This is a genomic window from Streptomyces sp. NRRL S-646 (genome assembly GCF_000720765.1).
In the GTDB taxonomy this organism is placed as follows: Bacteria; Actinomycetota; Actinomycetes; order Streptomycetales; family Streptomycetaceae; genus Streptomyces.
This window is the reverse complement of the sequence record NZ_JODC01000015.1, coordinates 301,290-319,287: the sequence shown is the minus strand read 5'-3', so window position 1 is coordinate 319,287 and position 17,998 is coordinate 301,290. Positions and strand designations below refer to the sequence as shown.

The 17,998-nt window shown below is 71.8% G+C and carries 18 protein-coding genes and 1 pseudogene; 9 read left to right on the top strand and 10 right to left on the bottom strand.

Going from position 1 to position 17,998, the window contains the following annotated elements; all coding sequences use genetic code 11:
- Window positions 1-926 (top strand): annotated as a pseudogene (locus IH68_RS0136605) (hypothetical protein); the annotation flags it as partial.
- Window positions 927-938: 12 nt separating this feature from the next.
- Here the strand turns inward: IH68_RS0136605 and IH68_RS0136600 are convergent.
- From IH68_RS0136600 to IH68_RS0136580, 5 genes are read right to left on the bottom strand one after another with little or no spacing between them, the layout of a single operon-like run.
- Window positions 939-1,754: an MOSC domain-containing protein gene (locus IH68_RS0136600; RefSeq protein WP_234341712.1), complete on the bottom strand. Its 816-nt coding sequence runs from the start codon at window positions 1,752-1,754 to the stop codon at window positions 939-941.
- Complete coding sequence (locus tag IH68_RS0136595) at window positions 1,751-2,302, bottom strand: hypothetical protein (RefSeq protein ID WP_107057579.1); 552 nt, start codon at window positions 2,300-2,302, stop codon at window positions 1,751-1,753. The genes IH68_RS0136600 and IH68_RS0136595 overlap by 4 nt, the downstream gene beginning before the upstream one ends.
- 53 nt (window positions 2,303-2,355) lie before the next feature.
- A complete protein-coding gene (locus IH68_RS0136590; protein WP_051833902.1) occupies window positions 2,356-3,153 on the bottom strand; it encodes a sugar phosphate isomerase/epimerase family protein in 798 nt (265 codons plus the stop codon).
- Between the two features lie 35 nt (window positions 3,154-3,188).
- The gene (locus IH68_RS0136585; protein WP_030944098.1) at window positions 3,189-4,340 is read right to left on the bottom strand and encodes a dihydrodipicolinate synthase family protein; all 1,152 of its coding nucleotides are present in this window, start codon (window positions 4,338-4,340) and stop codon (window positions 3,189-3,191) included.
- A complete protein-coding gene (locus tag IH68_RS0136580) occupies window positions 4,337-5,494 on the bottom strand; it encodes a Gfo/Idh/MocA family protein (RefSeq protein ID WP_030944095.1) in 1,158 nt (385 codons plus the stop codon). Before IH68_RS0136580 ends, IH68_RS0136585 begins: the two co-directional genes overlap by 4 nt.
- A 270-nt stretch (window positions 5,495-5,764) precedes the next feature.
- Between IH68_RS0136580 and IH68_RS0136575 the strand changes: the two genes are divergently transcribed.
- The 5 genes from IH68_RS0136575 to IH68_RS0136555 all read left to right on the top strand — a co-directional run bounded on the left by IH68_RS0136575 (window position 5,765) and on the right by IH68_RS0136555 (window position 10,258).
- The gene (locus IH68_RS0136575) at window positions 5,765-6,811 is read left to right on the top strand and encodes a LacI family DNA-binding transcriptional regulator (RefSeq protein WP_030944082.1); all 1,047 of its coding nucleotides are present in this window, start codon (window positions 5,765-5,767) and stop codon (window positions 6,809-6,811) included.
- Window positions 6,812-6,942: 131 nt separating this feature from the next.
- Complete coding sequence (locus tag IH68_RS0136570) at window positions 6,943-7,728, top strand: DUF4253 domain-containing protein (RefSeq protein ID WP_030944078.1); 786 nt, start codon at window positions 6,943-6,945, stop codon at window positions 7,726-7,728.
- Between the two features lie 83 nt (window positions 7,729-7,811).
- Complete coding sequence (locus IH68_RS0136565) at window positions 7,812-8,411, top strand: dihydrofolate reductase family protein (RefSeq protein WP_030944076.1); 600 nt, start codon at window positions 7,812-7,814, stop codon at window positions 8,409-8,411.
- Window positions 8,412-8,513: 102 nt separating this feature from the next.
- Window positions 8,514-9,446 carry a bifunctional helix-turn-helix transcriptional regulator/GNAT family N-acetyltransferase gene (locus IH68_RS0136560; protein ID WP_030944074.1) on the top strand — a complete coding sequence of 311 codons (933 nt, stop codon included), beginning with the start codon at window positions 8,514-8,516 and terminating at the stop codon, window positions 9,444-9,446.
- An 11-nt stretch (window positions 9,447-9,457) separates the two neighbouring features.
- Window positions 9,458-10,258, top strand: coding sequence for a sugar phosphate isomerase/epimerase family protein (locus tag IH68_RS0136555; RefSeq protein ID WP_030944071.1), 801 nt, complete (start codon window positions 9,458-9,460; stop codon window positions 10,256-10,258).
- A 47-nt stretch (window positions 10,259-10,305) separates the two neighbouring features.
- On the opposite strand, the gene IH68_RS0136550 is transcribed toward IH68_RS0136555, so the two are convergent.
- The 5 genes from IH68_RS0136550 to IH68_RS0136530 are packed head-to-tail and all read right to left on the bottom strand — an operon-like array spanning window position 10,306 to window position 14,078.
- Complete coding sequence (locus tag IH68_RS0136550; protein WP_030944069.1) at window positions 10,306-10,890, bottom strand: RBBP9/YdeN family alpha/beta hydrolase; 585 nt, start codon at window positions 10,888-10,890, stop codon at window positions 10,306-10,308.
- Window positions 10,887-11,564 carry a GNAT family N-acetyltransferase gene (locus tag IH68_RS0136545; RefSeq protein WP_030944066.1) on the bottom strand — a complete coding sequence of 226 codons (678 nt, stop codon included), beginning with the start codon at window positions 11,562-11,564 and terminating at the stop codon, window positions 10,887-10,889. Before IH68_RS0136545 ends, IH68_RS0136550 begins: the two co-directional genes overlap by 4 nt.
- Window positions 11,565-11,601: 37 nt before the next feature.
- A complete protein-coding gene (locus tag IH68_RS0136540) occupies window positions 11,602-11,919 on the bottom strand; it encodes an HAD-IA family hydrolase (RefSeq protein WP_030944063.1) in 318 nt (105 codons plus the stop codon).
- Window positions 11,909-13,159 carry a 3-phosphoshikimate 1-carboxyvinyltransferase gene (gene aroA / locus IH68_RS0136535; protein ID WP_030944060.1) on the bottom strand — a complete coding sequence of 417 codons (1,251 nt, stop codon included), beginning with the start codon at window positions 13,157-13,159 and terminating at the stop codon, window positions 11,909-11,911. The genes IH68_RS0136540 and aroA overlap by 11 nt, the downstream gene beginning before the upstream one ends.
- Window positions 13,160-13,163: 4 nt before the next feature.
- Window positions 13,164-14,078 carry an EamA family transporter gene (locus IH68_RS0136530; RefSeq protein WP_030944057.1) on the bottom strand — a complete coding sequence of 305 codons (915 nt, stop codon included), beginning with the start codon at window positions 14,076-14,078 and terminating at the stop codon, window positions 13,164-13,166.
- A gap of 89 nt (window positions 14,079-14,167) precedes the next feature.
- On the opposite strand from IH68_RS0136530, the gene IH68_RS0136525 reads away from it, so the two are divergent.
- From IH68_RS0136525 to IH68_RS0136515, 3 genes are all read left to right on the top strand, one after another.
- Window positions 14,168-15,085, top strand: coding sequence for a LysR family transcriptional regulator (locus IH68_RS0136525; RefSeq protein ID WP_030944054.1), 918 nt, complete (start codon window positions 14,168-14,170; stop codon window positions 15,083-15,085).
- A gap of 332 nt (window positions 15,086-15,417) precedes the next feature.
- Window positions 15,418-17,211 carry a glycoside hydrolase family 3 protein gene (locus IH68_RS0136520; RefSeq protein ID WP_030944052.1) on the top strand — a complete coding sequence of 598 codons (1,794 nt, stop codon included), beginning with the start codon at window positions 15,418-15,420 and terminating at the stop codon, window positions 17,209-17,211.
- Between the two features lie 154 nt (window positions 17,212-17,365).
- Window positions 17,366-17,995 (top strand): hypothetical protein, encoded by a 630-nt coding sequence (locus IH68_RS0136515; protein WP_030944049.1) that lies wholly within the window; start codon window positions 17,366-17,368, stop codon window positions 17,993-17,995.
- Window positions 17,996-17,998 lie beyond the last annotated feature (3 nt).

Genomic DNA, 17,998 nt, shown 5'->3' with positions numbered 1-17,998 from the left:
CCACCTCCACCCCCGAGAGCCTCCCCACCCTCGACCCCCGCCTGGCCCTCGCCCTCGGCCGCCCCCATCACGGCGACTCGCTCGCCCACCGCACCGGCCGCACCCTGCGTCGGCTGGCCACCTCCGTCTCGCAGGACGTGGCCGAACAGACGCGGATCGCACGGGAGTTGCAGCAGCCGGTGACCACCGGGCGGGTCATCGCCGTGACCTCGATCCGCGGGGGCGTCGGCAAGTCGACCGTTGCCGCGCTGCTCGGCCGTACCTTCAACCACTACCGGCACGACCCGGTGCTCACGCTGGAGGCGGACGCCGCGCTGGGCACGCTGCCGGTGCGGATGGGTGCGGAGTCGGTGCGGTGGTCGTGCGCCGACCTCGCCCGGATTCTGACGCCGGCCATGCAACTGACCCATGTGACCGGCTACTTGGTGCCCGTGGCCGACGGCGGCTGGCTGCTTCCCGGGAGCCAGGGGAAGGTCGGCGCTCCCTTGGACGTACGGACGTACCGCACCGTGACGCTCGCCCTGCGGCGCTACTTCTCCGTGACGGTCGTCGACTGCGAGACGCTGCCCGGCGACGTAGCCCGTACGGCGATGGACACCGCCCACTCCCGGGTGGTCGTCGCGCCCATGACCGCGGAGGGTGTCGGCGGGACCCGGCAGGTCCTCGACTGGCTCGGGCAGTTGCCGCACTCCGCGCTCTCGACGACGGTGGTGGCCCTCACCGCGAGTTCCCCGGACATGATCCTCGACGTGAAGGCTGCCACCGCTCATCTGAAGGAGACGGGCGTTCCCGTCGTCGTCCTGCCGTACGACCGGCATCTGGCCGGCGGCGGCCCCATCCGCACGGATCTGCTCGGCCGGGCCGCCCAGGACTCGGCCATGCAGCTGGCGGCCGAGGCGCTGCACCGGGCAGTGCGCGCGCAATGACCACCGGCGGCATCAGAACCGCACGACATCACCTGCCCGCATCCACCCACCCCGCACCACCTGCGCATACACCCCGGCACATGGCTCGGGCGGGCGGCCGGGCAGGGCGGGTACGCGGTTGTGGTGGGTGAGGACGCGCAGGGCGTCCGGGTCGCGGGGAAGGTCGCCGTGGGCGAGGGTGGGGACCGCGCAGCGGGGTGTCGAGGCGATGACGCGGAGGATCGGGCCGTCGGCGATGCGCAGGTGTCTGCCGGCCCAGGTGTGTTCCACGAAGCCTTCGGCCGCGCCCGTGTCGATGACCAGGTTGGGGCGGTAGCGCTGCGCCTCCACCGCGCCCCGGGGGCTCAGTTCGGCGATTCTCCTCAAGGTCGACGTCGTGATGACGTGCACCGGCGCGAAGTCGAAGAAGGTGCCGGGCGGGGAGGCCGAGCCGAACTGGACGGTGTCGGCTTCCACTTCGGCCTCCTGGCCCGCCGTCAGGACCTGCTCCGGACGGGAGCGGTCCAGTGTGCCGGCGGGTGGGGGTGTGTCGGTCAGCGTGACGTTGCGGCCGACGAGGTCCGAGAGGGCCGCGGCTGTGTGCACTTCGGTGCCGTCCGGTCCGGTGATGCGGGGCCCGGCCTCGGTGAGTGTCGCAGCGCACCGGAGCAACTCCCGCCACAGACGAGGGGCCTTCGCGCTGGCGACCTTGCCGGTCTCCTCGTCCAGCAGCGCGAACCCGCGGTCGCCGCTCAGGCCGCGGTCGGTGATCTCGACGGCCTGGAGCGGCTCGCCGAGCATCGACTTCACCGGGTAGCGGTACAGCGCGGCGACCGTGGCCTGCCTCAACTCGGGCCCTCCCCGGTACTCGGCGGCCCCGCCGCCTCCACCGCCTCCGCCACCGCCCGGCGCATCGCCCCGGCCGTCGCCCAGCCGTCGAACCTCGACAGGTGTTCGACCACACGGGCCGTCCAGTCCGGGTCGCCGAGCCGGTGCACCTCGCCGTCCTTGACCAGCTGCGTCATCACGGCCTGCAGGAACAGGATGTCCCTCGTCCGGTACCAGCGGGGATGGCGGTCGAAGAACAGCTCCTGGTCCTCATACGGGTGGCGCACCGTCATGTGCAGATAGCCGCCGCCGCGCCCCTTGAAGGGACCGGGCAGGCCACCCAGGATGCCCATCTGGGTGTAGACGTCGCGGTTCGGGTAGCGGCCGCCCAGGGTGATGCGGAAGCCCAGCATGATCCTGGACCAGGGAACCAGCTCTGCCCCGGAATCCCGCGCGACGGCGTGCAGGCCGTCCGGGCGGAACTCCACCCGCGCACGGCCCGGCCGCCGGGCGTCCCCCAACACCCAGCGGCCGTCGACCCGTTCCAGCGGTCCGAAGCTCTCACTCACGAAATCATTCTGCACGAACCTCTGTGCGGTTCCAGCGAGTTGTTCCGGTGCTGTCAGGCGGCGTGCTCCACGAACCGTGCGGCCGTCTCCGCCAGCACCTCCCGGCCGTCCCGCGCCCACAACACGTCGTTGAACAGCTCGACCTCGATGGGGCCGGTGTACCCGGCCGCCTCCACGTACCCCTTCCACTCCCGCATGTCGATCGAGCCGTCGCCGATCTGTCCGCGGCCGGTCAGCACGCCCTCCGGCAACGGCGTGGTCCAGTCGGCGAGCTGGAAGGTGTGGATACGGCCGCCCGCACCCGCGCGGGCGATCTGCGCGGGCGCGTTGTCGTCCCACCAGATGTGGTACGTGTCGACGGTGACGCCGACCTGGTGGGCCGGGAAGCGTTCCGCGAGATCGAGCGCCTGGGCAAGAGTGGAGACCACACAGCGGTCGGCGGCGTACATCGGGTGGAGCGGCTCGATGGCCAGCCGTACGCCGTACTGCTCCGCGTACGGGCCCAGTTCGCCGAGTGCGTCCGCGATCCGCTCCCGCGCGCCGTGCAGGTCCTTCGAACCCGCGGGCAGGCCGCCGGAGACCAGCACCAGCGTGTCCGTTCCCAGGGTTGCCGCCTCGTCGATCGCGCGCCGGTTGTCGTCCAGCGCGGCCGCGCGCTCGGCCGGGTCGATCGCCGTGAAGAAGCCGCCGCGGCACAGGGTGGTGACGGCCAGACCCGCGTCGCGGACCAGTTTCGCCGTCTCCTCCACGCCGTGGGACTGGACCGGTTCGCGCCACAGGCCCACGCCCGGTACACCCAACTCCAGGCAGGCGTCGACCAGTTCGGGCATCGACAGCTGCTTCACCGTCATCTGGTTGATGGAGAAGCGGGAGAGGTCGCCGGTCGTCACTGGGTCACTCCGTAGAGGGCGAGGAGGGTCTTCATCCGGTCCTCGGCCAGCTTCGGGTCCGGGAACAGGCCCAGGCCGTCGGCGAGTTCGTAGGCGCGGGCGAAGTGCGGGAGGGAGCGGGCCGACTGGAGGCCGCCGACCATGGTGAAGTGCGACTGGTGGCCGGCCAGCCAGGCGAGGAGGACCACGCCCGTCTTGTAGAAGCGGGTCGGGGTCTGGAAGAGGTGGCGGGAGAGTTCGACGGTCGGGTCCAGCAGGGCCCGGAAGCCCGCCACATCACCCGTGTCCAGCACCCGTACCGCCTCCGCGGCCAGCGGTCCCAGCGGGTCGAAGATGCCGAGCAGGGCGTGGCTGAAGCCCTTCTCGTCGCCCGCGATCAGCTCGGGGTAGTTGAAGTCGTCGCCCGTGTAGCAGCGAACGCCCTGCGGGAGCCGGCGGCGGATGTCGATCTCGCGCTGGGCGTCGAGGAGGGAGACCTTGATGCCCTCCACCTTGTCCGGGTGCGCGGCGATGACGTCCAGGAAGGTGTCGGTGGCCGTGTCCAGGTCGGACGAGCCCCAGTAGCCCTCCAGCGCCGGGTCGAACATCGGGCCGAGCCAGTGCAGGATCACCGGCTCGGACGCCTGGCGCAGGAGGTGGCCGTAGACCTCCAGGTAGTCCTCGGGGCCGTTCGCGGCCGCCGCGAGGGCGCGGGACGCCATCAGGATGGCCTGTGCGCCGGACTCGTCCACGAGGGCGAGCTGCTCCTCGTAGGCCGTCCGGACCTCCACGAGAGATCCGGCGGTGATCTGGTCCGTGCCGACTCCGCACGCGATGCGGCCGCCGACCGCCTTGGCCTCGGCGGCGCTGCGGCGGATCAGCTCGGCCGCGCCCGCCCAGTCCAGGCCCATGCCGCGCTGAGCGGTGTCCATCGCCTCGGCGACCCCGAGCCCGTGCGACCACAGGTGGCGGCGGAAGGCGAGGGTGGCGTCCCAGTCGACGGCGGCGGGCGAGTCCGGCGACACGTCCGCGAACGGGTCGGCCACGACGTGCGCCGCCGAGAAGACCGTACGAGAGGTGAAGGGCGATCCGGGAGTGACGGCGAGGGGCTCGGGGCGGGGCTCGTATGCCCTCAACCCGCCCTTGGAGTCGGGGAGTCGGATGGTCACAGCGAGATCTCCGGTACGTCGATGCGGACGCCCTGGGCCGAGGAGTTCAGGCCCAGCTCGGCGAGCTGGACGCCGCGGGCGCCGGCGAGGAGGTCCCAGTGGTAGTCGGCACCGGCGTAGACGTGCTTGAGGAACAGCTCCCACTGGGCCTTGAAGCCGTTGTCGAACTCGTCGTTGTCCGGGATCTCCTGCCACTGGTCGCGGAAGGAGTAGGTGGCCGGGATGTCGGGGTTCCAGACCGGCTTGGGGGTCATGCTGCGGTGCTGGACCCGGCAGTTGCGCAGGCCCGCGACCGCCGAGCCCTCCGTGCCGTCGACCTGGAACTCCACCAGCTCGTCGCGGTTGACGCGCACGGCCCAGCTGGAGTTGATCTGGGCGATCGCGCCGCCTTCGAGCTCGAAGATGCCGTACGCCGCGTCGTCGGCCGTCGCGTCGTAGGGCTTGTCGTTCTCGTCCCAGCGCTGCGGGATGTGGGTGGCGGTGAGGGCCTGGACGGACTTCACGCGGCCGAACAGCTCGTGCAGGACGTACTCCCAGTGCGGGAACATGTCGACGACGATGCCGCCGCCGTCCTCGGCACGGTAGTTCCAGGACGGGCGCTGGGCGGTCTGCCAGTCGCCCTCGAAGACCCAGTAGCCGAACTCGCCGCGGATGGACAGGATCCGGCCGAAGAAGCCGCCGTCGATGAGGCGCTTGAGCTTCAGCAGGCCCGGCAGGAACAGCTTGTCCTGGACGACGCCGTGCTTGATGCCCGCGTCGTTCGCGAGGCGGGCCAGCTCCAGGGCGCCTTCCAGACCGGTCGCGGTCGGCTTCTCGGTGTAGATGTGCTTGCCCGCCGCGATCGCCTTCTTGATCGCCTCCTCGCGGGCCGAGGTCACCTGGGCGTCGAAGTAGATGTCGACGGTCGGGTCGGCGAGGACCGCGTCGACGTCGGTCGAGATGTTCTGCGGGTCCAGACCGTGCTGCTCGGCGAGCGCCCTGAGCGCGTGCTCGCGGCGGCCGACCAGGACCGGCTCCGGCCACAGCACCGTGCCGTCGCCGAGGTCTAGGCCGCCCTGTTCGCGGATGGCCAGGATGGAGCGGACCAGGTGCTGGCGGTAGCCCATGCGCCCGGTCACGCCGTTCATGGCGATACGCACCGTCTTGCGTGTCACGTCATTCCCTTCGTACGCGGAGTCTGCGCCGCATACGCCCCGTCCCCCACTGGCAAGCGTCACAGCAAGCGCTTTCTATTCGATAAGAAGCTAGCCTCTCCCCAGCGGTCTGGACAAGACCGTGACGGAGTCGAGTTGTTCGAGGGGGCGAACAACGGGGAGCTTGACCCGTAAGGTCGGCTCGAAAACATTCGGAACCAGGGCCCCCCGCGGTCCTGTCTACGAGCACGTACGTACACGTGTGACGATGCACGACCGGAGGACGACGAGATGACGGTGACCCTGGCGGACGTGGCGGCCCGCGCGCAGGTCTCGCCCGCGACGGTGTCGCGCGTGCTGAACGGGAACTATCCCGTGGCCGCCTCCACCCGTGAGCGGGTGCTGAAGGCGGTCGACGAGCTGGACTACGTGCTGAACGGGCCGGCCAGCGCGCTGGCGGCGGCGACTTCCGATCTGGTCGGAATCCTCGTCAACGACATCGCCGACCCCTTCTTCGGGATCATGGCGAGCGCGATCCAGTCGGAGATCGGGGGGCCGGGCGGCCGGGCCGGCGGTGAGCGTCTTGCGGTCGTCTGCAACACGGGGGGTTCGCCGGAGCGTGAGCTGACGTATCTGACCCTCCTGCAGCGGCAGCGGGCGGCGGCGGTCGTGCTGACCGGTGGTGCCATGGAGAACGAGCCGCACGCGGCGGCGGTCGCGTCGAAGCTGCGGAAGCTGACGGACGCGGGGACCCGGGTGGTGCTGTGCGGGCGGCCGCAGGCAGCGGGCACCGGAGCGATCGCGCTGGCCTTCGACAACCGCGGGGGCGGGCAGCGGCTGACCGAGCACCTGATCGGGCTGGGGCATCGGCGCCTCGGCTATATCGCGGGGCCGGAGGAGCGGACGACGACACGGCACCGCCTTGAGGGCCACCGGGCGGCGCTGGCCGCGGCGGGGATCGAGGAGGATCCGCGGGCGACGGTGTGGGGGCGGTACGACCGGACATCCGGGTACGAGGCGACGCTGGAGCTGCTCCGTCGGGACCCGTCCCTCACCGCGGTGGTCGCTGCGAACGACTCCGTCGCGCTCGGGGCGTGTGCGGCGCTGCGGGAGTCCGGGCTGCGGATTCCGGAGGACGTCTCGGTCGCCGGGTTCGACGATCTGCCGTTCAGCGTCGACGCGGTGCCTGCCCTGACGACGGTGCGGTTGCCGCTCGCGGAGGCGGGCGCCCGGGCCGGGCGGATCGCCATGGGGCGGGAGGAGCCGCCACCGGGCGGGATGGCGACGGTTCGCGGGGAGCTGATGGTGCGGGGGTCCTCCGGGGTGCCGCGGGGCTGAGGGCGCCGTTGCGTGGAACGGCATCCGGCGTTTGCGGTGCCGTCGGCTGGGGGCTTGCAGCCCCCAGACCCCCGCTTTCGGCCCTGAAGGGGCCTTGTCCTCAAACGCCGGACGGGCTGAAAGTTGCCGCCATGGTCTTTCCCTTGCCCGACGGGCTGCCGAGCGGGCGGTTCGAGTCGCGTGGTGCTGTTGATGTGTGGGTGTCCGCGGAACTGCCCGAGGACATCGTGGAGTTGTGGCCTCGGCTGATGGAGTCGGCCGGGGCGACCGGCGTGCAGCCGCATCTCTGTTGGCCCGACAACCCCTTCTTCCTCCAGGACTTGGAGGCCGTGGACGCCATACGCCTGGAGTCCGTTCTCGCGGCGGACTTCGCCGAGTACCGGCAAAAACGCCTGCCATGGTGGCGGGAGCCGCTTCAGTACGACGATCTGCCCGAGGGCATCGCGCCCTGGCCGCACGACCCGGGACCGCCGTTCGAGAGCTGGCCCGGACTGGCGGCCGCCGCGGAGAGCAGGACGGACGGTCCGACGCCGGAGGAGGCCGCGGCGCGGCTCGTCGAGGACCTTCTGGGGACCCATCCGTTCGCCCACGCGTGTCACCTCGCCCTGGTCCCCGCCCGCCGCAGCGCCGATGTGCCGGCCGTGCTGGGCTGGTCGTCCGAGGCCCCGCTGCCCCTGGTGTGTGCCCTGCTGCGCAGCTGGGAGGAGCGGTTCGGAGCCCGGGTCGTCGGCGCCTTCGGCAGTGAGCTGTTCGCCTCGGTCGCCCGCCCGCCGCTGGACCTTCCGCACGCCGAGCGGCTCGCCCTGGAGCATGTGCTCTCCACCGCCGACAACATCGTCGACGACCCGCCCACCCCCTTCCCCGAGTACGCCGCCGAGCTGGTCGGGCGGACCGAGTGGCGGTTCTGGTGGGACTGAGCGATGACTCCCGGCCGGTTCTTCGGTCTGATGGACGTAACACCGGCCAAGGCACCGCAGGCAGACAGTAGGGAGCGAGTCCCATGCGCATCGTTGTCAGCGAGTTCATCAGTCTCGACGGAGTCGTGCAGGCGCCCGGCGGTCCCCAGGAGGACACCGACGGCGGGTTCGCGCACGGCGGGTGGTCGCACCCGTACTTCGATCCGGAGGTGGTCGGCGGGGCCTTCGCCGCGGGGCTGGAGCAGGCGGAGGCGCTGCTGTACGGGCGCCGAACGTATCTGACGATGGCGGGGGCCTGGCCCGAGCGGGCCGGGGACCCGTTCGCCGACCGGCTCAACGCCATGAAGAAGTACGTCGTGACCGACACCCTCGGCGACTCCGAGCTGACCTGGAACAACACCGAGCGCATCCCGGGCGGCGAGGCGGTCGCGCGGATCCGTGAGCTGCGTGCCGCTCCCGGCGGCGACCTGGCGATGATGGGCAGCCCCACCCTCGTGCGGACGCTGATCAGCGAGGGGCTGGTGGACGAACTGCAGCTCATCCATATGCCGGTGCTCCTCGGCGGCGGAAAGTCCATCTTTCCCGAGGACGGGGCCAAGCGCCCGTTCGAGCTGGTCTCCACCGCCAGGGGCAAGACGGGTGTGCAGGTGAGCGTGTACCGGCCGGCGGCCGACGAAGGGTAGCCACGGGGGTGCGGCTGTCCTAGTCTCGGACCCGACGGTATCTCTGACTGAGTCAACTATCTGGTTCACGTATCCGGGACAACCATCCGGGGGTCGACGCTCATGACCGTCCAGGACATCCGCACCTTCAACCGCTTCTACACGAACGTCATCGGCGCCCTCGACTACAGCCGCCAGCTGTACGCCCCGTACACCCTGACCGAGTCCCGCGTCCTGTACGAACTGGCGCACTCCCCGCGTACGGACGCGGCCGACCTGCGGACCGAACTCTCCCTGGACGCCGGGTACCTGAGCCGGATCCTGAACAAGTTCGAGGAGGACGGGCTGATCGAGCGCACGCCGTCCGCCGGCGACTCCCGGCGCCGGCGTGTCTCGCTCACGCCCCGGGGCCGTGAGACCGCCGCCCTGCTCGCCGAGCGTGCGAACGAATCCGTGGGCGCGCTGCTGTCCACCGTGCCCTCCGCCGACCGGCCGCGCCTGGCGGAGGCGATGCAAGCCGTACGGGAGATCCTCTCCGAGGGCCGCCCGCCACGCCGTGAGGACGTCGTCCTGCGCGATCCCGCCCCCGGCGACCTCGGCTGGATCGTGCAGCGCAACGCCGCGCTGTACGCCGCTGAGTACGGCTTCAACGCCGACTACGAGGGGCTGGTAGCGCGGATCGTCGCCGACTTCGCCGAGGACCACGACCCGCATCTGGAGCGGGTGTGGATCGCCGAGCTCGACGGCCGCCCGGTGGGGTGCGTGATGTGCGTACGGGACGAGGCGCCCGGCACGGCCCGGCTGCGGCTGCTGCTGGTCGAGCCGGACGCCCGCGGGCTGGGCATCGGCGACCGGCTGGTGCGGGCCGTCATCGACTTCGCGCGGGGTGTCGGCTACCGCGAGCTCGTGCTGTGGACCAACGACGTCCTGGCCTCCGCCCGCCGCATCTACCAGCACCACGGCTTCGTGCTCGTCGCCGAGAAACCCCACCGTTCTTTCGGAAAGGACCTGAACGGCCAGGACTGGCGCCTGGACCTGCACGGCACACCCGAGTGACAGTAGGGACCATGAGACTGGCGTTCTCCACCCTCGGCGTCCCCGGCCTGCCCATCCCGGACGTGATCCGGCTCGCGGCCACCCACGGCTACCACGGCGTCGAACTGCGCGCGCATCCGGAGGAGCCGGTCCACCCCGGCATCGACCTCGCCGGGCGGGCCGACGTTGCGGCCGAGTTCAAGGCGGGCGGCATCGAGGTGCTGGGCCTCGCCGGGTACGCGCGCGTGGCCGCGCCCGGCGACGACGGTCCGGTGATCGACGAGATCCGTGGCCTCCTCGACCTAGCCCGCGACCTCGGCGCCCCGTACATCAGGGTTTTCCCGGGCGGCGGCCACGAGCAGAGCACCGAGCGCGCCGACGCGACGGCCGCGCGACGGCTCGGCACGGCGGCGGAGCACGCCGCCGACCTCGGCGTACGCATCCTCCTGGAGACCCACGACTCGCACCGCAGGGCCGCCGACGCGATCCGTATCCTCGGCCGGGTCGGGCACCGCCATGTCGGCGCCCTCTGGGACGTCATGCACACCTGGCTGGGCGGCGAGCAGCCCTCGGAGTCGTACGCCGCCCTCTCCCCGTACCTCGGCTACGTCCAGGTCAAGGACATCGCCTCCGCCGACGACACGACCCCGCTCGCGCTCGGCGCCGGCGTGCTGCCGCTCACCGAGACCGTGGAGGTCCTGTCCCGGCACGGCTGGGACGGCTGGCTGTGCTGGGAGTACGAGAAGCGGTGGTACGAGGAGGCCGCGCCACTGCCGGAGCTGCTGGCGGCGGGGCGGGAGCATCTGGGGCGGCTGCTCAACGAGTGCGCGTAGCGCTCCGCGGGCTGTACCGATGTGCGGCTCCGCGCCCCTTTGGGGCGCTACGCCGGACGCCCGATGATCCTCGCCGCCCCGTCCAGACACCACTCCAGTACCGCGGGCCAGGAGCCGTAACCGGCGTCGAGGTCGAGGTGGGCGGCGCCGGGGAGGAGGTCCGTGGGGATGCTCAGGGGGTCACCGAAGACGTCACGCGCACCCTCCGGGCAGTACGGGTCGTCGTCGCCGGCGACGAGACGCGTGGGGGCGGGGAGGGTGAAGTCGAGGGCGGGCGGGGCGAATTCGGCCACCTCGGGGAGCCGGGCCAGGACGGACGCGGACGGCGGGGCGACCAGCAGTACGCGGTCGACGGCGCCCTCCTTCACCAGGCCGCGGGAGACGGCGTGCAGCCAGAGCAGGACGGACGCGCTGTGCGCGAGGACGACACGTTCGGAACCCCGGAGGTCGTCGAGGTGCCGGGCCAGCTCCGACAGCCACACCTCCAGGCTCGGGTCGTCGGGGTCGGGCAGCTGGGGGTAGGTGACCTGGTGGCCGAGGCCGGTGAGGCGGTCGGCGAGCCAGTGCTGCCAGTGGGCCTCGGGGCGGTGGTTCTGCCAGCCGTGGAGGATGAGGAAGTGCTTGGCGGTCATGGGCCGATGGTTTCCGATCGCCGTTCCTTCGGTCCAGTCAGTCTCACGCCGGCCGCCACGAACCGCGCCACCCGCTCCTCCAGCCGCTCCCGGGCCTCCGGCCACTCCTGCGCCGTGATGGAGAAGATCGCGGAGTCGCGCAGCCGCCCCTCCTCCCCGGGCGCCCAGGACCGCGACCAGTTCCTGAGTACGCCCTCGAAGCGCGCCCCGACACTCTCGATCGCCGCCCTGGAACGGCTGTTGCGCGCGTCCGTCTTCAGGTCGACCCGCGACACGCCCCACACCTCGAAGGCGTGCCGGAAGAGCAGCAGCTTGGCCTCGGCGTTGATGCCCGTGCCCTGCGCGGACCGGGCGAGCCACGTGAACCCGACCTCCACGGCGTCGAGTCGGTCGTCCGACTGCCAGCACCGCGGCTCCCAGTACGACGTAGTGCCCACCGCCCGCCCGGTCGCGACCGACACCTGGGCGTACGGCGCGAGCCGTCCGGTGGCCGCGCGGCCGAGCTGCGCTTCGATGTAGCCGCCCATCTCGTCGGCCCTCGGCACCCAGGTGAACTCGTATGTACCGCGCTCCTCCTCCGCGGCGATCGCCAGGTCGGCGGCATGCCGGTGCTCCAACGGCTCCAGGCGCACCAACCTGCCTTCCAGCAGCGGCCCTTCAAGTGCGTGCCCCACCCGGCAACTCTCCTTCAGAACAGTTCGACGATCTCGCTCAGGTCCGTGATGAACGGGACCGGCGCCCCCGGCCCCCGGCCGGCACCCCGTCCCGGCACAACGCGCGCCCCGAACAACCGAGTTCGATCGCCGCCGCCACCAGCTCCGGGTCGTCGTCCACGAACACGCACTCCGCCGCCCGCAACCCCAACGCGTCACTCGCGTGCCGGTACATCCGCGGGTCCGGCTTGCGGCAGCCGAGGACGGCGGAGATCGCGTACGCCTCGAAGTCGGCCCTCTGGTTCCAGCGGCCGCCGATCGGACGGATCAGTACGCCGCCCGAGTCGAAGAGAACCGCCCGCAGCTCACCGGTCATCCCCCAGCCCACTCCTCAGCTCCGCGAACGCCTCATGGAAACCGGGGAAAGTCTTCCGCACGCAGCCGGGGTCGTCGAACGAAATACCCGGCACCCGCAGCCCGGTGACCGCGAAGGACATCACGATGCGGTGGTCGCCGTGCGTCGTGATCTCCGTACCGCTCCCGGACGGCACACCCGGCCGGATCTCGATCCAGTCCGGGCCCGTCGAAACCTCGACCCCCAGCCGCCGCAGGTTCTCCGCGCAGGCCTCCAGCCGGTCGCACTCCTTCACACGGGTGTTCGCCACGTCCTCGATCCGCACCGGTCCGTCCGCGAACGGCGCGATCGCCGCCAGCGTCGGCATCGTGTCCGAGATGTCCCGCATGTTGACCGTCAGGCCGCGCAGCACCCCGGTGCCCCTGACCGTCGTGCCGTCGGGGCGCACCGACACCTCTGCGCCCATCCTCCGCAGTACGTCGACGAAGCCGAGGTCCCCCTGCAGCGCCCTTGCGCCGAGCCCCGGCACCGTCACCTCGGCGCCCGGCGTCACCGCCGCCGCGGCGAAGAAGTAGCTGGCCGTCGACGCGTCGGGCTCGATCGCGTACCTGGTGGCCCGGTAGCCGCCCGGCGGGACCACGAACACGTCGTCCTCCCGGGCCACCTCCACTCCGAACGCCCGCATCATCGCGATCGTGATCTCCACGTAGGGGACGGACACCAGGTCGGTGACCCGGATCCGCAGGCCCTTCCGCGTCAGCGGGCCCAGCAGCAGCAACGCCGTCAGGTACTGCGAGGACTGGCCCGCGTCCAGGACCACCTCGCCGCCCTCGACGCCCGACGCCCGCACCGTCAGCGGGTGGTGCCCCTCCGCCTCCTCGTGCCGCACGTCGACGCCCAGGTCGCGCAGGGCGCGGGTCAGGGGCAGCAGAGGACGGCGCCGCATCTGGGCCGACGCGTCGAAGCGGTACGTCCCGTGTCCCGCAGCGGCCAGTGTCGGCAGGAAGCGGGCCGTGGTGGCGCCGTCCCGGCAGTACACGTCCGCCTCGCTCACCGAAGGGCCCTGCGGGCGGCCGTCCACCTGCCAGGCGTCCCGGGTCCGGCCGACGCGATACCCGAGCCGCACCAGACCCTCGGCGAAGCCCTCGGTGTCGTCCGAGCGCAGGGGGCGTACGAGGGTGGTGACTCCGTCGGCCGCCGCCGCCAGGAAGAGCGCGCGGGCGGTGATGGACTTGGAACCGGGGATGCTGACTACGGGCATGCCCTCATGATCGGCCGAGCGCGGGCTCGATCGCCTCCGCGTCCACGGGATGGACGACTTCCCGTCGCCCACGCGTCACCGACGCCAGCCCCACCCCGCCCACCAGCAGCGCCGCCGCACAGCACTGCAGTGGGCTCACCCCCTCCCCCAGGAAGACGGCCGCCGACGACATTCCGAAGACCGGGACGAGGAGCGAGAACGGCGCCACCGTCGACGCCGGGTACCGGCGCAGCAGCCGGCCCCAGGCCCCGAAGCCGAAGACCGTCGTCACCCAGGCCACGTAGACGACCGTGCCGGCGCCCTGCCAGTCCAGGGCGCGCAGGGCGTCGTAGTCCCTGCTCGGGCCCTCCAGCAGCAGCGACAGACCGAGCAGCGGCAGGACCGGGACCGTGCTCACCCAGACCATGAAGTTCAGCGCGTCCGGCGGTGCCGCCTTCCGGGTCAGGACGTTCGAGACGCCCCAGCAGGCCGCCGCACCGATCACGAGCGCGAAGGCGCCGAGCGGGCCCGTCGTGCCCTCGTCCAGCGCCGCGAGACCGATGCCCGCCAGCGCCACGCCCATGCCCACCACCCGTACCGCGGACGGCCGTTCACCCAGCACGACGAAGGCCACCCCGGCCGTGAACACCGCCTGAATCTGCACGACCAGCGACGACAGACCCGCCGGCATCCCGCCGTCCATCCCGATGAACAGCAGGCCGAACTTGGCCACGCCGAGCACCAGCCCCACCGCCAGCACCCACCGCCACGCCACCTTCGGGCGGCCCACGAAGAAGACGGCCGGCAGCGCTGCCGCGAGGAAACGCAGGGCCGAGAACAGCAGCGGAGGGAAGTGGTCGAGGCCTATCTCGATGACCGTGAAGTTCACGCCCCAGACGGCGGCGACGACCACGGCGAGAGCAAGGTGTGCAGGTCGCATGCGTTCGAGCATCACGCCCCACGACCGTGTAGCACCAGCGATGATTACTGCATGGTCGGATGAAGCAACGCTGATGAATGGGAGCTCCCGTGCTCGACCTCCAACGCCTGCGCGCCCTGCACGCCGTCTCCGTCCACGGGACCGTGGGAGCGGCGGCCGCCGCGCTCGGGTACACGCCGTCCGCCGTGTCCCAGCAGATCGCCAAGCTGGAGCGGGAGACCAGGACCGTACTCCTCGAAAGAGAAGGCCGAGGGGTTCGACTGACCCCCGAGGCCCATCAACTCGTGGATACGGCACAGGAGTTGCTCGCCATCGTCGAGCGGGCGGAGACCGCGCTCGAGGAGCGGCGCGGGGTGCCGGCGGGGCGGCTGACGATCGCCGCGTTCGCCTCGGCGGCGCGCGGGCTGATGCCCGCCGTGCTCGCCGACCTGGCCGCCCGGCACCCCGCGCTCGACGCCCGGCTGAGCGAGATCGACCCGCATCTCTCCGTCGACCTGGTGGCCAAGGGCGCGGTCGACCTGGCCGTCGTGCACGACTGGGACATCGCGCCGCTGCCCGTGCCGCCGGGCGTCGAGCACGCGGTGATCGGCGACGACCACAGCACGCTGCTGGTGCCCGTCGGCCATCCCTTCGCCGGGCGGGAGTCCGTACGCCGCGAGGAGCTCGGCGGGGAGCGGTGGGTGTGCCAGCCGCCGGGGCGCGTCTGTCACGACTGGCTGGTGCGGACCATGCGGGCCGCCGGGCACGAGCCGGAGATCGTGCACCAGGCGGACGAGAATCCGACCCTGGTCGCGTTGGTCGCCGGCGGCCTCGGGATCTGTCTCGTCCCGCGCCTGGGCCGCGGCCCGCTGCCCGCCGGGGTCGTGGAGGTGCGCCTGCAGCCCACCCCCGTACGGCGCCTGTACGCCCTGTGGCGCAAAGGAGCCGCACGTCGTCCGGCGATCGCAGAGGCCGTACGCACTCTGCAGGAGCAGTGGCCGAACATCACGTCCCATCCGTCCCGTTGAACGCTCATGCACCAACTTCCGGGAATCGCGGGGAACGCGGGAACCCGCCCCGAATACGGTTCGTCCAACCCGCAGGCTGCCGGATGAGTCTCCGCCGTGCGGTGTCGGCCCTCGCTGCTGGCTGCGATCGCTGACCCACCCTCTCCGCCGTACTGCGGCCGGCAGCACGCCGCCATCGGCGCGCCCCCCTCCAACAGCGCCGATGGCGGCCCCTCCGCGAAACCCCCGCCCCGTGCGCGCTCCCTTGACTGGCAGAAACTTCCCGGATATTGAGTCCCTCACGGAAGTTTCCTTCAGCCGATCTCCAACGGATCACTCCGGAAGGAGCGCACGTGCCCTCCAGACGTACCGTCCTCGCCGCCACCGCAGGCGTCACCGCAGCTCTGGCCATCGGCACCACTGCAAGCGCCGGCACCCCCGGCGACAAGAAACTCCGCTCCCTCATCTCCCGTATGACCCTGGAGGAGAAGGTCGGCCAGCTCTTCGTCATGCGGGTCTACGGCCACTCGGCCACCACCCCCGACCAGGCCGACATCGACGCCAACCTCAAGGAGATCGGCGTCCGCACGGCCGCCGAGCTGATCGCCGAATACCGCGTCGGCGGCATCATCTACTTCACCTGGGCGCACAACACCAAGGACCCGCACCAGATCGCGGACCTGTCGAACGGCATCCAGCGCGCCTCCCTCACGCAGCCCCGCGGCCTTCCCGTGCTCATCACCACCGACCAGGAACACGGCATCGTCTGCCGCGTCGGCAAACCCGCCACCCTCTTCCCGGGCGCCATGGCCATGGGCGCCGGCGGCTCCCGCGACGACGCCCACACCCTCGGTCGTATCTCGGGTGCCGAACTGCGCGCGATGGGCATCAACCAGGACTACTCCCCCGACGCCGACGTGAACATCAACCCGGCCAACCCGGTCATCGGCGTCCGTTCCTTCGGTGCCGACCCGGACGCGGTGGCCCGCCTGGTCGCCGCCGAGGTCGCCGGGTACCAGAGGTCGTCGGTCGCCGCGACCGCCAAGCACTTCCCGGGGCATGGGGACACGGCCGTCGACAGCCACTACGGCTTCCCGGTCATCACCCACAGCCGGGAGCTGTGGGAGAAGCTGGACGCCGTGCCGTTCCGGGCGGCCGTCAAGGCGGGCATCGACTCGATCATGACCGCGCACATCCAGTTCCCGGCCCTCGACGACTCCGGCGACCCGGCGACCCTCTCCCACCCGATCCTCACCGGCATCCTGCGCGAGGAGCTCGGCTACGACGGGGTGGTGGTGACGGACTCCCTGGGCATGCAGGGCGTGCGGACCAAGTACGGCGACGACCGCGTCCCCGTGCTCGCCCTCAAGGCCGGCGTCGACCAGCTCCTCAACCCGCCCGACCTCGCCACCGCCTGGAACGCCGTCCTGAGGGCCGTGCAGGACGGGGAACTCACCGAGTCCCGGCTGGACGAGTCGATCCTGCGCATCCTGAGGCTCAAGGCCAGGCTGCGGCTCTTCGACGACCCCTATGTCAGCCAGAAGGGCGTCGAGCGCACCGTGGGCACGGCCGCGCACCTGGCCGCGGCCGACCGCATCGCCGAGCGCACGACGACCCTGCTGGTCAACAAGGCGGGCCTGCTGCCGCTGTCCCGGCGCACGCACCGGAAGATCCTGGTCGTCGGCGCCGACCCGGCCTCGCCGTCCGGCACGACGGGACCGCCCACCGGCGTCCTCGCGACCGCCCTCACCGAACTGGGCTTCACCGCCACCGCCCTGTCCACGGGCACGGCCCCCTCCGCGGCCACCGTCGCCGCGGCGGTCGCGGCGGCGCAGGACGCGGACGCGGTGGTCGTGGGCACCTACAACGTCACCCTGGGCAGCTCGCAGCGCACGCTGGTCGAACAGCTGGCGGCGACCGGCAGACCGGTGGTGGCGGTCGCGATCCGCAATCCCTACGACGTGGCTCAACTCCCGTCCGCCTCCGCACACTTGGCGTCGTACTCGTGGACCGACGTGGAGCTGCGGGCGGCCGCGCGCGTCATCGCGGGCAGGGCGGCACCGCGCGGGAAGCTGCCGGTGCCGGTGCAGCAGGCGGACGATCCGGCGAAGGTGCTGTATCCCATCGGGTACGGACTGTCGTACTAGAACCCATGCGTCCCGTGCCCGGCGCACGGGGCGTAGGGCGCATACGTCACGCACCCGGCGTGCGACCCCAAACTGGCCCAAAGCCTCCCGCGCGTCTGGCGTGCGCCCGCTGCGGCGGGTCACGCTGGCCAAGGGGGCACCAGGGGGGATTGCGATGCGTGCGAGAAGTTCCGTGGGGGTGGTCTGTGCACTGCTGGTACTGGTCGCTGCCCTGCTGACCGGCTGCCAGGTCCTGAAGTCCGGGGCGGACAAGGACGGCCGGGCGGCGCCGAGGGCGACCACGACCCAGCCCTCCGGCTACGGGGCCGTGTTCCTCGCCGTCGACGAGTGCAGTTCGTTCGGCTCGACGAGCTTCACCGAGGTGCCGTGCACCAGCGAGCGGGCGGCGGCCCGGGTGGTGGCACGTTACGACGGCACGGCGGGCGACGGTCCGCTGTGCCCGGCGACCACGGACTTCGTCCTGCACATCAGCCGGCAGAGCCCGTCCTCGGACGAGGACGGCGACGGCTCGATCCCGCAGGGCTACGCCTGTATGCGCAACCTGGAGCCGCCGCACCCCGGCGACCCGGGCGGCGGGGGCGGCCCCCGCACCATCGTCGGCGACTGCGTCTACGGCTCCGGGAACGGGCAGGTCCGCGAGACGGCGTGCGACGGCAGCGGCGGGAAGAAACCGCAGTACCAGGTGGCGAAGGCGGTCGCCAGGCGCGCCCAGTGCCCCGCGGCGACGGCGCTGTATGTGCAACTGGACGGCGCGCAGCCGGTGGGCTGCGCCCGGCGGGTGTGAACA

Bases quoted from the DNA above. Each gene is read 5' to 3' on its own strand.
- IH68_RS0136590 (WP_051833902.1), bottom strand. From the start codon at position 3,153: ATGACGGTGAAGCAGCTGTCGATGCCCGAACTGGTCGACGCCTGCCTG.
- IH68_RS0136575 (WP_030944082.1), top strand. From the start codon at position 5,765: ATGACGGTGACCCTGGCGGACGTGGCGGCCCGCGCGCAGGTCTCGCCC.
- IH68_RS0136570 (WP_030944078.1), top strand. From the start codon at position 6,943: ATGGTCTTTCCCTTGCCCGACGGGCTGCCGAGCGGGCGGTTCGAGTCG.
- IH68_RS0136565 (WP_030944076.1), top strand. From the start codon at position 7,812: ATGCGCATCGTTGTCAGCGAGTTCATCAGTCTCGACGGAGTCGTGCAG.
- IH68_RS0136560 (WP_030944074.1), top strand. From the start codon at position 8,514: ATGACCGTCCAGGACATCCGCACCTTCAACCGCTTCTACACGAACGTC.
- IH68_RS0136555 (WP_030944071.1), top strand. From the start codon at position 9,458: ATGAGACTGGCGTTCTCCACCCTCGGCGTCCCCGGCCTGCCCATCCCG.
- IH68_RS0136550 (WP_030944069.1), bottom strand. From the start codon at position 10,890: ATGACCGCCAAGCACTTCCTCATCCTCCACGGCTGGCAGAACCACCGC.
- IH68_RS0136540 (WP_030944063.1), bottom strand. From the start codon at position 11,919: ATGACCGGTGAGCTGCGGGCGGTTCTCTTCGACTCGGGCGGCGTACTG.
- aroA (WP_030944060.1), bottom strand. From the start codon at position 13,159: ATGCCCGTAGTCAGCATCCCCGGTTCCAAGTCCATCACCGCCCGCGCG.
- IH68_RS0136530 (WP_030944057.1), bottom strand. From the start codon at position 14,078: ATGCGACCTGCACACCTTGCTCTCGCCGTGGTCGTCGCCGCCGTCTGG.
- IH68_RS0136515 (WP_030944049.1), top strand. From the start codon at position 17,366: ATGCGTGCGAGAAGTTCCGTGGGGGTGGTCTGTGCACTGCTGGTACTG.